The sequence below is a fragment of the Roseibium sp. SCP14 genome (genome assembly GCF_040329475.1).
Classification (GTDB): Bacteria; Pseudomonadota; Alphaproteobacteria; order Rhizobiales; family Stappiaceae; genus Roseibium.
On record NZ_JBDZYH010000003.1, the window covers coordinates 920056 to 934366 of the forward strand.

Annotated in this window: 9 protein-coding genes; 2 read left to right on the top strand and 7 right to left on the bottom strand. The window is 54.1% G+C overall.

Going from position 1 to position 14311, the window contains the following annotated elements:
• Nucleotides 1–44: 44 nt before the first annotated feature.
• From recJ to ABLQ08_RS16810, 6 genes are all read right to left on the bottom strand, one after another.
• Entirely contained in the window at nt 45–1862 is a 1818-nt protein-coding gene (gene recJ / locus ABLQ08_RS16785) for a single-stranded-DNA-specific exonuclease RecJ (protein WP_352944309.1), read from the bottom strand.
• Nucleotides 1863–1873: 11 nt separating this feature from the next.
• Nucleotides 1874–2869, bottom strand: a complete 996-nt coding sequence (gene glpX / locus ABLQ08_RS16790; RefSeq protein WP_352944311.1) for a class II fructose-bisphosphatase — start codon at nt 2867–2869, stop codon at nt 1874–1876.
• Nucleotides 2870–2917: 48 nt separating this feature from the next.
• Nucleotides 2918–4240: a homoserine dehydrogenase gene (locus ABLQ08_RS16795; RefSeq protein WP_352944313.1), complete on the bottom strand. Its 1323-nt coding sequence runs from the start codon at nt 4238–4240 to the stop codon at nt 2918–2920.
• 22 nt (nt 4241–4262) lie between these two features.
• Nucleotides 4263–5480, bottom strand: a complete 1218-nt coding sequence (locus ABLQ08_RS16800) for an LL-diaminopimelate aminotransferase (protein ID WP_352944315.1) — start codon at nt 5478–5480, stop codon at nt 4263–4265.
• A 196-nt stretch (nt 5481–5676) separates the two neighbouring features.
• Nucleotides 5677–6909, bottom strand: a complete 1233-nt coding sequence (locus tag ABLQ08_RS16805) for a GGDEF domain-containing protein (protein ID WP_352944317.1) — start codon at nt 6907–6909, stop codon at nt 5677–5679.
• Nucleotides 6910–7003: 94 nt separating this feature from the next.
• Nucleotides 7004–8239, bottom strand: coding sequence for a GGDEF domain-containing protein (locus ABLQ08_RS16810; RefSeq protein WP_352944318.1), 1236 nt, complete (start codon nt 8237–8239; stop codon nt 7004–7006).
• A gap of 888 nt (nt 8240–9127) precedes the next feature.
• Between ABLQ08_RS16810 and ABLQ08_RS16815 the strand changes: the two genes are divergently transcribed.
• Entirely contained in the window at nt 9128–10933 is a 1806-nt protein-coding gene (locus ABLQ08_RS16815; protein ID WP_352944320.1) for a PHA/PHB synthase family protein, read from the top strand.
• 86 nt (nt 10934–11019) lie between these two features.
• Here ABLQ08_RS16815 and ABLQ08_RS16820 read toward each other — a convergent pair whose 3' ends face one another.
• A complete protein-coding gene (locus ABLQ08_RS16820) occupies nt 11020–13341 on the bottom strand; it encodes a sensor domain-containing protein (RefSeq protein WP_352944322.1) in 2322 nt (773 codons plus the stop codon).
• A gap of 323 nt (nt 13342–13664) precedes the next feature.
• Between ABLQ08_RS16820 and ABLQ08_RS16825 the strand changes: the two genes are divergently transcribed.
• On the top strand, nt 13665–14261 hold the full coding sequence (locus tag ABLQ08_RS16825; RefSeq protein WP_352944324.1) for a DUF6653 family protein: 597 nt from the start codon (nt 13665–13667) through the stop codon (nt 14259–14261).
• The last annotated feature ends 50 nt before the right edge of the window (nt 14262–14311 follow it).

The window sequence follows — 14311 nt, forward strand, 5'->3', positions numbered from 1 at the left end:
TGAAGACGATTAGAGTTTGGTTAATCGAGTGTGGCAGCCGGGACCTACAGCTTGGTCTTTTGCGGGTCGGCAACATCCAGAATACGCAACTGAACCTTGGGTGTTCCCTGCCAGGTATCGATGGAGAGCGATCCGGCAACATGCAAGTTTCGTCCCCGCCCCTCGAGAAGCATTTGCCCATGGGGCTTGTCATCGCCCTTGAAACAAATGGCTTTCAGGGTCGTGCCATCACCGGATGCCAGTGTTGCGCGCACATGGCCTTTTCCAACCACATCCGCAAAGGAGACCCTGTGCGCAGGAAAGGCAAATACCGGCTCGGAATGTCCGGCGCCATATGGCCCCGCCTTTTCCAGACGTTCAAGCAGATCAAGCGTCGCACCGGTCGCCGTCAACGCAGCATCTATTTTCAATTCCCTATGAGCTGTCGCCGTTTCCACGTCTTCTTTGAGAGTTTCGTTGAAGAAGACCTCCAGATCAGCCGCCTTCTCTCGCTGCACGGTTAGGCCTGCCGCCATGGCATGACCACCACCTTTTTCAAGAAGACCGTTTTCGACAGCCTGACGCACAGCTTTACCTAGGTCGACACCTGAAATCGAGCGGCCGGAACCTGTTCCCTTGCCGTTCTGGTCATAGGCAATCGCGAACGCCGGGCGCCGATGGGCATCCTTCAGCCGTGAGGCGATAAGACCGACAATGCCAGGGTGCCAATCATCCGATCCTGTAAGAAGTACCGCCGGGTCCCGGACTTCCAAAGCAATGACAGCCTCCGCGCCCGCCTGTTCCAGCATAGCCGCTTCCATTGCCTGACGTTCCGCATTCAGCTGGTCGAGCCGTTCCGCAATCGACCGGGCTTCAAACGGATCTTCGGTTGTCAGTAGTCGAGCGCCAAGAGCTGCGTCCCCAATCCTACCGCCGGCATTGATACGCGGTCCGATCAGAAACCCCAGATGATAAGGAACCGGTTTTCCACTCACCCTTGCCACATCCGCCAGGGCGGTCAATCCGTAGTTTCGCCGCTGATGCATTACAACCAGACCGCGCGTGACATACGCACGATTGAGCCCCTGCAACGGGACGACGTCGCACACGGTCCCAAGTGCCACCAGATCGAGTAAGGCCATCAGATCCGGTTGTTTTCCGGCCTGAAAGTGTCCCCTTCGCCGCAACTCCCTGTTCAAACCGACAAGAAACAGGAAAGTTACACCGACCGCCGCCAGGTGCCCCTGACCGGACAGGTCGTCCTGACGATTGGGGTTCACCAGAGCACATACTTCGGGAAGCGTTTCGCCAACCTGGTGGTGATCTATGACAACCACATCAAGGTCGAGGCGCCTGGCTGTTTCGAATGCTTCGAACGATGTGCTGCCGCAGTCGAGCGTGACGAGAAGGTCCGCCCCACCATGCCGGAGATGTTCTATCGCCGGTCCGTTGGGACCATATCCTTCAATGATCCGATCAGGAATATGGATAACAGGATCGAGGCCAAGCCACTGAAGATATTTAGCCAATACGGCTGAAGACGTCGCGCCGTCGACATCATAGTCACCGAAGATCGCAATCTTCCTGCCGGCTTGAACAGCATCGGCAATACGGCTGACTGCTGCATCCATGTCGACCAGACCGGAGGGATCCGGCATCAGGGTCTTGAGGGAAGGCTCCAGGAACTCCTGGGCCAGATCGGGCGCAACACCGCGTGCGGCCATCACCCTTGCAAGGACGTCGGGCAGGCCGTGCGATTGGGAAATAGCCAATGCAGCGCGCGCGTCGGCTGCACTCAGGCGTTCCCGCCAGGCATTGTCGTTTGCGGAACGGGCGACTCCCAGTACGAGCCGCCTCTCTTCTTCGTCTGAGGTCCCGAGCATTCAGTCCCGTCTTAGTCGAGATGGAATTTTTCAAGATCCGTGTGCTGGGCCTTGATGTAACGGACCGTTCCGGTGGAGGAACGCATGACCACGGTATGCGTTGTGATATGATTGCGTCCGAAGCGGACACCTTGCAGGAAGTTGCCATCGGTAACACCGGTTGCCGCAAACAGTACGTCCGGTCCGGCCATTTCCTCAAGTGTGTATTTCTTCTTGATGTCCTCAATGCCCATGCGATGCGCTCGATCGACCTGCTCATCGCGGGTGATCACGAGACGAGACTGCATCTGTCCACCGATGCAACGCAGTGCGGCAGCTGCAAGAACGCCTTCAGGCGCGCCGCCGATACCGGCATAAATATCGATTCCGGTTTCGTCCGGGTCGGTCGTGTGAATGACACCTGCAACGTCACCGTCGCCGATGAGACGGATGGCAGCCCCCGTTGCACGGATGTCTTCGATCAGACGGGCGTGACGCGGACGGTCCAGCACACAAGCCGTGACTTCGTGCACCTTCACGCCTTTTTCCTTGGCGACGGCCGCAATGTTATCGGCAATCGGCGCGTCCAGATCGATCAAACCTGCCGGATAACCCGGACCAATGGCGATCTTGTCCATGTAGCTGTCGGGTGCGTTCAGAAGATCTCCTTCGGGCGCCAAGGCAATAACCGCAAGCGAGTTAGGCAGGTTCTTGGCGCAGATGGTAGTGCCTTCAAGGGGATCGAGCGCAATGTCGACCTTCGGTCCCTGCTTGGTGCCGACGTTTTCGCCGATGTAAAGCATCGGCGCCTCGTCGCGCTCGCCTTCACCGATCACAACCGTTCCGTCAATCGGCAAGCGGTTCAACTCGCGCCGCATTGCGTCCACAGCTGCCTGATCCGCCGCCATTTCATCACCGTGGCCGCGCAGCCGTGCGGCAGAAACCGCAGCTCTTTCGGCGACACGGGCCAGCTCGAGCGTCAGAATGCGGTCCAAGCCGCTTGCCGGCTGATTTTCAGTTTCGGACATCAACATCTCCAGTCTCTCCCGCAAGAGGCCTCGGCGGGTAATTGTTCGTCAATTCAGTTTTTCAATCCGGATCATTTGCGGTTGTTCGGAGACAACGCCTTTGGACATGATCACTTCAAGTGCTTCCTTGATCGCAACCTCGGTGGTTTCGTAGGTGATCAAGATGACAGGTTGGGGAACGGCCTCGTCATACCGGGTCGGGGCTTCACCATCTGCATGCCGTTTCTGAACGATCGATTCCAACGAAATTCCGGCTTCACCCATGCAGTGTGCGATTTCCGCGAAGGCGCCCGGCCGGTCGTAAACGGAAAGGCGAATGTAATAGCCGCCTTCATGCAACCGCATACGGGCACGCTGGTAGTCCTTGAGGTCTGCCGCCGGCATTCCCAGAACCGGGGTTTCGTCGCCTCGTGCAATGTCGGCAATATCGGCAACGACGGAGGAAGCCGTTGCATCCCCTCCGGCTCCAGGGCCAACCAGAACCACTTCGCCAACATAGTCGCCATCGACCGCTACGGCATTAAGCACACCGTCTATCCGGGCAATCGCCGAGGTTTTCGGGACCATCGTGGGATGCACGCGCTGCTCGATGCCAGTTTCAGTGCGCTGCGCAACGCCCAGCAGCTTGAGCCGGAAGCCGAGTTCGTCAGCTGCCTGAATGTCGGCTGTCGTAATGGAAGTAATGCCTTCCATATAGATATCGTCGCTCGAGATCTTCGTGCCGAAGGCAAGGCTCGTCAAAATGGCAAGTTTGTGGGCTGTATCGTTTCCTTCGATATCGAAAGTCGGATCGGCTTCGGCATAGCCGAGGCGCTGTGCATCAGCAAGGCACTCCTCGAAGCCGATGCCGTCTGCTTCCATGCGTGTCAGGATATAATTGCAGGTTCCATTGAGGATGCCATAGACGCGGCTGATATCGTTGCCAGCCATGGATTCCCGCAATGTCTTGACGATTGGAATTCCGCCCGCGACCGCAGCTTCGTAATTCAGGCAAGCGTTGTTTGCTTCCGCCAACCCTGCCAGATCAACACCATGTTTGGCCAACAAGGCCTTGTTCGCCGTGACAACGTGTACGCCGCGCGCCAGTGCAGCTCTCACGCTGTCTTCAGCAGCACCGTTGTCTCCACCGATCAGTTCGACAAAGATGTCGATATCAGCCTTTTCAGCCAGTTCAACCGGATCCGTGTACCAATCAAAAGCTGCAACGTCGAAACCACGATCCCTGGATTGATCGCGCGCACTGACGGCTGTCACCGTGACAGCACGTCCGGATTTCCGAGCAATCTGCTCGCCGTGTTTCGCCAAAAGCTGCACAACCGATGCACCAACGGTGCCCAGTCCAGCGATGCCAACTTTCAATGCTTCAGACATTGGGAATAAGGTCCAGTTCTATTCAGCCAGATTTCTCGAGCGGGATGACGTTGTGCAGCTTTTGATCTGCAGTTTCAAGGAAGCGGCGGATATTTCTCGCTGCCTGCCGAAGTCTTTGTTCATTTTCCACCAGCCCGATGCGCACATACTCGTCGCCGTGCTCACCAAACCCGATCCCGGGTGCAACCGCGACTTCTGCCCGCTCAAGCAGCAACTTTGAATATTCAAGGCTGCCCAGAGACCGGAATTTTTCAGGAATAGGCGCCCAGCAGAACATGCTGGCGTCCGGAGCAGGAATCTCCCAACCGGCCCGACCAAAACTGTCCACGACGACGTCCCGACGTTTCTTGTAAACGTCGCGGGTTTCGGCAATGCAGTCTTCCGGTCCGTTCAATGCAGCGGTTGCGGCAACCTGAATGGGCGTGAAGGCTCCATAATCCAGATATGACTTGACCCTTGAAAGCGCCGAGACAAGTCGCTCGTTGCCGACCGCAAATCCCATGCGCCACCCCGGCATTGAAAACGTCTTGGACAAAGACGTGAACTCAACCGTGACGCCCATCGCACCGGGAACCTGCAGAACGGAAGGTGGCGGCGTGTCACCAAAATAGATCTCGGAATAAGCAAGATCGGAAAGGATGAAGATGTTGTGCTTGCGCGCAAATGCGACGACGTCCTTGTAGAAATCAAGGTCGGCGCAATAGGCGGTAGGGTTCGCCGGATAGCACAAGATGATGGCAATCGGTTTCGGTACGGAATGGATCACCGCCCTTTCCAGCGCATCGAAGAAGGCAGTCCCAGGCTCTGCCGGAATGTTCCGGATCGAAGCACCGGCCATCAGAAAACCGAAGGTGTGGATCGGATAGCTCGGATTTGGGCTCAGGATGACATCACCAGGCGCTGAAATTGCCTGGGCCATGTTGGCAAAGCCTTCCTTGGAACCAAGGGTGGCGATCACCTGCGTGTCAGGGTCAAGCTTCACACCGAACCGGCGCCCGTAGTATGCGGCTTGCGCCTTGCGAAGGCCCTGAATTCCCTTTGAAGCCGAATACCTGTGCGTACGAGGATCCTGAACCACTTCCGTCAGCTTATCGACAATGTGCTTTGGCGTCGGAAGGTCGGGATTGCCCATCCCCAGATCAATAATGTCCGCCCCGGCCGCGCGCGCCTTCGCCTTCAGGCGGTTCACTTGTTCAAACACATACGGCGGCAGCCGTTTGATCTTATGGAATTCCTCCATGGCGCGGATCCTTGTGAATTGACAAAACCTGCCGCAATTCTCACCAGGCGAAGCGAGCGCGGCGGGGTCCTTTTAGCAGCAACGAAAAAAATGCACACCCGTCTTTACGTCACTAGCCACCTAAAAATGGGAAGTTTTTTAGAACAAGTTTCCAGGGGAAAGCCGAGAGGCTTGAAGGTCCCGCAATTCAATCGATTTATACCGAGACGTGGCCAGGCGTCAGACGCGCATACCCTCTGATCTCGGTTGGTTGCGCCCGGTCATTTTCATCCAGCCTGAAAATTTTGACCTTGGTATTTGCATCGTTCTTGGCATGGCGTACCGCCCGATCCGCGATCTCCAAAACCCTTTCCACGGTATGTTCTGAGTTCGCCAAGACAATGCCCGTACTGACTTCGGGTTTGAGTTTTCCACCCGCGGCCTCGTGACAGCTCACGGAGAATCGGCGCATCAGGCGGTTGGCCAGGGTTTCCATTTCCTCAGCTTCGGCCCCGCAACAGAACAAGGCATACTCTTCATCGCTTAACCGGCCCGGGATCCTGTTTGGTGTTGCTGCTTCACGGCAAACAGAGCCAAAGAGTTTCAAAATCGCATCGCCCATGGCGCGGCCGAATGTCTGCTTGATCGACTTCACCTCTTCAAGGTCGAAGACGATGACCGCAAACTGCGCCCCGTTGGCCAACTTGCCTTTCATTGTTTCCGATTGTTGAAGGAATGCTCGTCTATTTGGCAAACCGGTTAAAGCGTCTTCCAGTGCCTGTTGCTGATATTTTAGCAGTGATCGCTCGATAATCATCGCAACGACACTGATCATCGAAAGAACCATCGAAACGAGAACCGCAAGCAGAAGATACGGCAGGCCAAAAGACCGAAACGAAGTCAGATAGTCCGGATAAGACGAAACACTGAAATAGAGCGCCATACCAGCATATGCACAGCACTCGAAAGCTGAACTGATCGTGTAAATAACGGGTGTGTATAGCTTTTCGCCATTCAGCCTGATGGAAAGCCATATGGTCCAGGCAACCAGCAGCACCATCATCGCCTCATTGAAATTCACACGCGCGATGAGGCTGTTCCTGAATTGCGGAACCAGACACAGCAAAAGCCAGAGCCCGCCAACGGCTACCGCGATCCAAATCCGCCTTGGAGCGTCAAAGAAAGAAGCAATTGCGCTACGGCGAAGCCCGGTTCCGAACAAAATCAGAAAATTGGCGAGTACAAGCGTGACCTCGTCAGGCAAAGTTCCGCGAAGCCCCAGGAGGAAGGTTCCTGTCCCCCCGATTATGTAAGCCATACTCCAAAGACCGGTCGACCATCTTGTTCCGGCATTCGGGTGCTTCCAGAAAAGGAACAAAAAGGCGAGAATTGCGCCACCCGCCAGTTCGGCAACCATCAAACACGCAAATAGTGTTTTTGCGTCGAGCAATTTGCCTCCCCCTCAAAGAGCTTTCGTTTTGCTCTAATACTCTCAGATGACTTTGTATACCGCCTCACACGCAAACAAGTAAGCGCGCATCAGCTTAGGCAACTTTCTTTCTAAGGAAAGAAAATCCTGCCTTGCCCGGATTTTTGACTGCCCCGCCTCCCGGCGACAGATCCATAGCAACGACTTGCGCACGTCCTTGTTGCTTTGCCTGCGAGAGACCGCGGTCTGCAACTTCTACGGCTCTGTCCAGTCCAACGCCTGTGTGCGTTGTCAAGAGCCCCACACTGGCAGTAACCAGCAGCTTGCCTTCCGATGCTTCCTGACAGGCAACACCAAACTTCCTGCAAATCCGTTGAGCTGTCAGGGCGGCAAATTCCCTATCGCTCTTCGGCAAAAACACCACAAACTGTTCACCTACAATTCGCCCCAGAACGGCCGTTTCACCAACGCTGTCTTTGAGAACGCGACCGAAGAGTTGCAACACCGCATCGCCCATCGCATTGCCGAAAGTGTCTCTGACCGTGTCAAAGCCATCCAGCTCCAGAGCAATGATACTGTAAGTTTTCTTCTCGGCACTATTCCGGGAAACCCAGGCTTCCGCATCATCCAGAAACGCTCGCCGGTTTGGCAAACCGGTCAGCGGGTCCTGCAAAGCCTGCTCCTTGAAACGCTGCAGATTCCGTTCAATGACCATGCAGGCCGGCAGAACGATGGTCATGATGTTGGAAAACAAAAGTGTGACCAGATAGATGGTCATGAAATTTTCCGGGAAGGCAGAAAGAAATGTCGGGAAGTCATGCAGGTTCTGATTGAGCGTAAACCAGACGAAGGCGCAGCATTCGAGCAACATCGATAGTCCGAGCAATTTCACGGACAGAAGTTTTTCGCGATTCTCGCGAAAGGCCATCCAAACAATCCAGAGACCGTTCAACAAGAAGAAGAAATAAAGGTAATTGACCCGAGCGATCAGGCTTTCGCGAAACGGAGAATAGAAACAAAGAACGGTCCAGGCTGCTGCTGGAATGACAATCAACCACGGATAACTCGGCGTCTTCAAGAACGTTGCCAAACCGCTACGTCGAAGCCCCACGCCAGCAACTACGAAGACGTTCGCCACAATGATGCTGAGAGTATCGGAGATCTCGCCGCGCATGGCCAGCAAGGCTGTCCCACAACCAATGCAAAACAGACCGGAGGCCCATAGCAGCAAACTTTGCGAGCACGCTCCCCCACGCGGTTTCCAGAACAGGAAGAACAACAGCAGCACGGCGCTTCCAGCGAGCTCTGCGATCATCAGACATGTAAACAACGTCGGAGTATCAAGTGTCATAAAATATAGAACCCAGCCCCTTACCCATACAAAGATAAGGGTTGAGACGTAAAAGAATACTTATACTTCAACGGTTGCTATTTTCAGTTGATAGCTATTGTTCGCCCTATGATACTGTCGAAATCATTTTCAAATTTCGCCGCCGAAATTACTGCTGCGTCAAAGATTCCAGGTACTTTTCGGTTGCCTCACGTTCGTCTGGATTGACCAAACCACTTGATTCCCCTGCGTTAATATAAGCACCATATCCCTTGGGTGCCGGAACGTTCCCGCTGTTTGGACCGCGGTCTGACTTCAGGGCATCGACAAGCGGTGTTCCGGGACCAACGGCACATGCTGCCAAACCTGATGCAAGAACGACGGCACTCAATATTGCCTTTACTTTGCCCATGACGCTCAAACAGCCCTTCCCCAGCTTGTTCATTTCGCTCCGGCAGACAATCTGATCAAGATTGCTCGAAACTGATTCCTTTTCCGCTCTTCAGTACAACACGTTTAATCGGGATTTGTCTCAAAAGTTCATTCACGCATGTTGAACGTTGCTTTGCCGAACGTGACAGCACGGCAGAGACTTGCGACTGCATCCATCTTCAACCACAAGGTTACACTGCTTCAAGTTTGGACCGACCTTTTGCCGAACGATCAATTGGTGGGAATTGGCATCGGAACGGAAGCCTGCAATCAGGTTTCAACAGATCTCAAAGAAACTTCCGTCAGTGCATATCAGCCTTGCCTAAATGCCAATCGACGGAGCTTGAACGTTGTGTCATAAATAGCTGGTAGTTCAAAATAGCAGCGAAAATAGAACAAGATAACGCTGTTGAAAGACTGACACTTTCAGGCCTCGCTCGGGCCGGAAGGGGCTAGAAACCGGAGGGACGCCCGCCTATGGCTGATGACCGCCAGCATCCGATGTTGCAGTACATAATCAACAATCCGGAGGCTTTTGCCCAGAACCTGGCAAAAACCCTGGAACAAGCTGGCAAGGCGATGGCTGCCTATATCGAGCCGCGCGAACAGGGCAAGATCAAGGACGACACCACCGACGAACTCACCGGTGTGGTAAAGACACTCGCGCAAGTCGGCGAATACTGGGCCTCCGATCCCCAGCGAGCCGTCGAGGCTCAGTCCAGATTGTGGAGCGGATATATCGACCTGTGGAACTCGTCGCTGAAGCGCATGATGGGCGAGCATGCAGAGCCAGCGGTCGAAACACCGCCACGAGACAAGCGTTTCGCCGACCCGGATTGGGAAGACAATCAGTTCTTCGACTTCATCAAGCAACTTTACCTGATCACCAGCAAATGGGCCGAAGATATGGTCCACGATGCTCAGGGGCTGGATGAACATACCCGTCACAAGGCCGAATTTTACGTCACCCAGATTTCCAATGCCGTTTCACCGTCCAATTTCGTTCTGACCAATCCTGAACTGCTGCGCCTGACAATGGAAAGCAACGGCGAGAATCTCGTCAAGGGCATGCAGCATCTTGTCGAAGACCTGAAAACCGGTAAGGGCGAACTCAAGATCCGGCAAACGGATCCCTCGAAATTCAAGCTCGGTGAAAATCTTGGCAACACACCCGGCAAGGTGATTGCGCAGAATGATGTCTGTCAGGTCATTCAATATACGCCGACCACGACCGAAGTTCTCAAAAGGCCGCTCCTGATCGTCCCGCCCTGGATCAACAAATTCTACATCCTGGACCTCAATCCGGAGAAATCCTTCATCAAATGGTGCGTTGACCAGGGGCACACGGTCTTCGTGATCTCCTGGGTCAATCCGGATGAAAGGCAGGCCCAGAAGAGCTTCGAGCATTATATGAAAGAGGGCATTCTCAACACCCTCGATGTGATCAAGCGCGCCACCCGGCAGAGCGAGGTCAACGCCATCGGCTATTGTGTCGGTGGCACACTTCTGGCGGTTACGCTCGCCTATATGGCCCGTATGGGCGACGATCGCATCAAGTCGGCCACGTTTTTCACCACACAGGTCGACTTCACCTTCGCCGGCGACCTGAAGGTTTTCGTCGACGAAGAGCAGATTTCCACTCTCGAAAAGCGCATGGCCGAGCACGGATATCTGGACGGCTCGAAGATGTCCTCCGCGTTCAACATGCTACGGTCGAACGATCTGATCTGGTCTTACGTGGTCAACAATTACCTCAAGGGCCAGGACCCCTTCCCGTTCGATCTGCTTTACTGGAATTCCGATTCCACCCGCATGCCGGCTGCAAACCATTCTTTCTATTTGCGGAATTGCTACCTCGACAACAAGCTCTCCAAAGGCGAAATGGAAATTGCCGGAGAGACGCTCGACCTTTCCGAATCCACCATCCCCATTTTCAATCTGGCGACGCGTGAAGACCATATTGCTCCGCCGAAGTCGGTCTTTCTCGGGTCTGGATGTTTTGGCGGACTGGTCGAATATGTGTTGGCCGGATCAGGTCATATTGCAGGCGTCGTAAATCCGCCAGCGAGGAACAAATATCAGTTCTGGACCGGCGGAGAGCCAAAAGGCTCACTTGAGAACTGGCTGAAGAAGGCTGAAGAGCATCCTGGTTCCTGGTGGCCCTACTGGGATCAATGGATCCGCTCCCAGGATGGCTCGATGGCCAAGGCGCGCAAGCCCGGGGCCAATCGCGTGAAAATTCTGGAAGACGCTCCAGGTTCCTATGTGATGAAGAAAGTCTAGGAAATCAGACGTCCGTGCTACTCACCGGGCAGTCGACCAAGACCGTTCGGTGAGCATCGAGTTTCAAGAAGTGCTGCCAGTATCGGCTACCCGAAATGAGCCGCCAGCGGCGTGAGCGTCATTCCCAGGAGTTTTCCGAGTTTTTCAGCCTTCATCGGACGGCCGAAATGAAATCCCTGAACCGTCTCGCACCGACAACTGGCCAGAAACGCCTGTTGCTTTGCAGTCTCCACTCCCTCAGCCACCACGTTCAAGCCAAGCTCACGGCCAAGCGAAATGATGGCGCGCGCGATTGATCGATCACTTTCGCCAAAATCCAGATCGCGGATGAAGCTCTGATCAATCTTCAGGCGCGTCAAAGGGAAATTCTTTAGGGCAGCCAGACTGGAATACCCTGTTCCAAAATCATCTATGGCCAGCTTTACACCGATCCGGCGGAATTCATCCATCAGCTCAACAGCCTGATCGGCATTTTGGATCAACAGGCTTTCGGTCAGCTCCAGCTCCAGAAAGTTTGCAGGAAGACCGGTCTGCTGGAGCGCACCGCGAACATCCGTGACCAGCGTCGTGTCCCTGAACTGCCTGGCGGAAACATTGACGCCAATGGTAACGGGGGAAAGTCCGGCATCCTGCCATTCCTTGTTTTGCCGGCATGCTTCGTGAACAACCCAACGACCGAGTGGTACGATCAGGCCGCTTTCCTCCGCGAGCGTGATGAACTCTCCCGGCATCATTCTTCCAAGAACAGGATGGTTCCAGCGTGCCAGCGCCTCGGCGCCAATAATGCGGCCACTTACAAGATTGTACTGCGGCTGGTACTCGAGGAAAAACTCGCCATTTTCGATACCCGACCGCATTTCCTCCAGAAGGGTCAGTTTGTTGACGGACCTTTCCGGCCTTGCCTGGTCAAAAACCTTGAAACCGTCCCTGCCCGAGGATTTGGCTTCAAACATGGCCTTGTCAGCATTCTTCAAAAGCTGACCTGCGTCTGTTGCATCTTCGGGAAAACGCGCGGCCCCGATGCTGCACGTGACGTGAAAGCAAAAATCACCAATGTGAATTGTCTGGGTGATTTCTTCACGCACGCGCGTCATGAATTTCGCGAGATTCGCCTCGCAAGCGGCTTCGCCGTCAACGATCAGAACAAACTCGTCTCCTCCGAAGCGAATTGCCAGATGGTCGCCGTCGTGAACAGTCATGAGACGTTCTGCAACGATGGTCAGGACCCGATCGCCGATTGCATGACCGAAGCTGTCATTGACGAACTTGAAATTGTCCAGATCGACAAACACCACCGCGACCGGATCACCTGTCTGCCTGCAGATCTCAACCTTTTCCTCCAGTTTGGACTTAAATTCCTGTCGGTTCGGCAAACCTGTCAGCACGTCATGATGAGCGAGATATCTAATCCGGCTTTCTGCCCTGTCCCGTTCGACGGCAATTGAAGCAAGGCGCGCGGCTTCCATTGCCAGATTTCGCTCATGCTCCGTCGGCTCACGAACTTCCATTGTGTATAGCCCGAAGGTCCCAAGAACCTTCCCGTCCTTGCCGAAAAACGGAACCGACCAGCAAGAGCGCATGTCAAACTGTGCAACGAATTCCCGATAGTCCTCCCAGAGTTCGTCTTCCAGAATATTGTCAACAAAGACATTTTCACGTCTGAAGACCGCTGTACCGCAAGATCCGACTTTCGGTCCGATGGGTATCCCGTCAGCCCCTTCGAAAAAGTCCTTGGGCAAATTAGGAGCAACCGCGGATCTCAAGCAGGCGCCGACCTCATCGACCAGCATGACCGACCCCATCACTCCGTCGAGCTGATTTTCAATCGTTAGAACAAGCGTTTCCAGAACGTCGTTTAATGATTTTCCCGTAACGATCTCCTGCAGGACCTTGTTCTGTCCTTCCTGGAGAAGCTCGGCTTTCTTGCGTTCCGTAATGTCACGGGAAATGCCGACAATCCCGACAACTTCGTTTTGCTGCCCCAGTACCGGATATTTCGAGGAGGACACCCATCTTCGCTTTCCGTTCGACAGAAAGGAAAACTCCTCAAAATCGATCTTTGGTTCACCCGTGGCAATGATCTCCGCCTCGACAGCCTGAAATCTCATTCCGGCCTTCAACGGGTGCAAATCGATATCGGTTTTGCCGATAAGTTCGGCCGGATCCTCAATTCCGAATTCCCGGGCAACCTGCCGGTTCGCCATCACGAAGCGAAACTGCCTGTCTTTCACGAAAATGAAGTCCGAGACCTGATTCACCAAGGTCTGCAGCCACTCACTGCTGATTGAAAGTTCGTCGTCCTTTTGAAGGTTTTTCGACTTGTTCAGGCGGGCAAGCTCTTCAGCCAGGGACGATTCATTTTCAACCTTGCGGTCATCCCCAGCAGCCCCGCCCCATTTTGAGATCATGCCCCGACTCGATTTTCTTCAAACGATCAACGAAAAACAATCTATTTTGGCCAATCTCAAGCTAATCAACCCTTAATACAACTCGAAATTACGTCGAGTTCACATTTATTTTTCTATATTCAAGGGCGACTCAGTTTTGGACCCCGTCAATCTCCGCCAAAGTTCTAAAAGTACTGAATTACGCCAATCTAATTACTGATCCCTCCGACACTTCCCGTAGGTTGATTCAAATATTTCTTACCGGCCAGATCAGCAGTATACATTTGCCAATGTCTGCCCTGCACGGGTATGATCGAACGATACCCGTTAGCGCAAACCTGATCATGCAAATCACACAACGACACCACCTGCCCAAAGCTCATGTCACGCAAAACGACGCGTCAGGTGTCAATACGCCTTTGCTGCTGTTGAAAAGTCGTGCAGCCGGTCCGGTCGGATCCGTATCGACTTACGCGAAAATTTTCGCACCAGCCCTGTTGTCGGCAGCGATCTGGGCCAAGCTTGTCGTTGGCGGCGTCTTTTCGATGATCCTGCTTGCAAGCGTCCTGCTGTTTCTTTTCAAACTGCCAAGCATATTTTCCGGCAGAAATCAGAAGGATAACTGGGCTCAAAGGGCGAGCTTCGGAGAACGGATCTGGCTGAACAGGATACTCATCCCGATTCCGGCGGATGTGAATCAGAGGATCACGATCCTGTATCTCGTGTTCTGGACAGGTACTCTTATTGCGATTCTGGGAGCCGTATCATCGTCGCTGCTGCTGTCGGCGACGGGTCTGCTGGTAGCCTATGCTGCGCAGGGCGTCTGTCTTGGAAAACTCATTGGCCTCTACAATGAGATGAAGGAAAAGACCCCTCTCTATCGTTTCTGGGCTGTAAGACCGGTCAACGACAACAAATCGGTCCGCACAAGGAAGGCGTGAAGATCTGCCCCTATTCAGACGGAGCAGATCATTTGCACACACGGCAACGC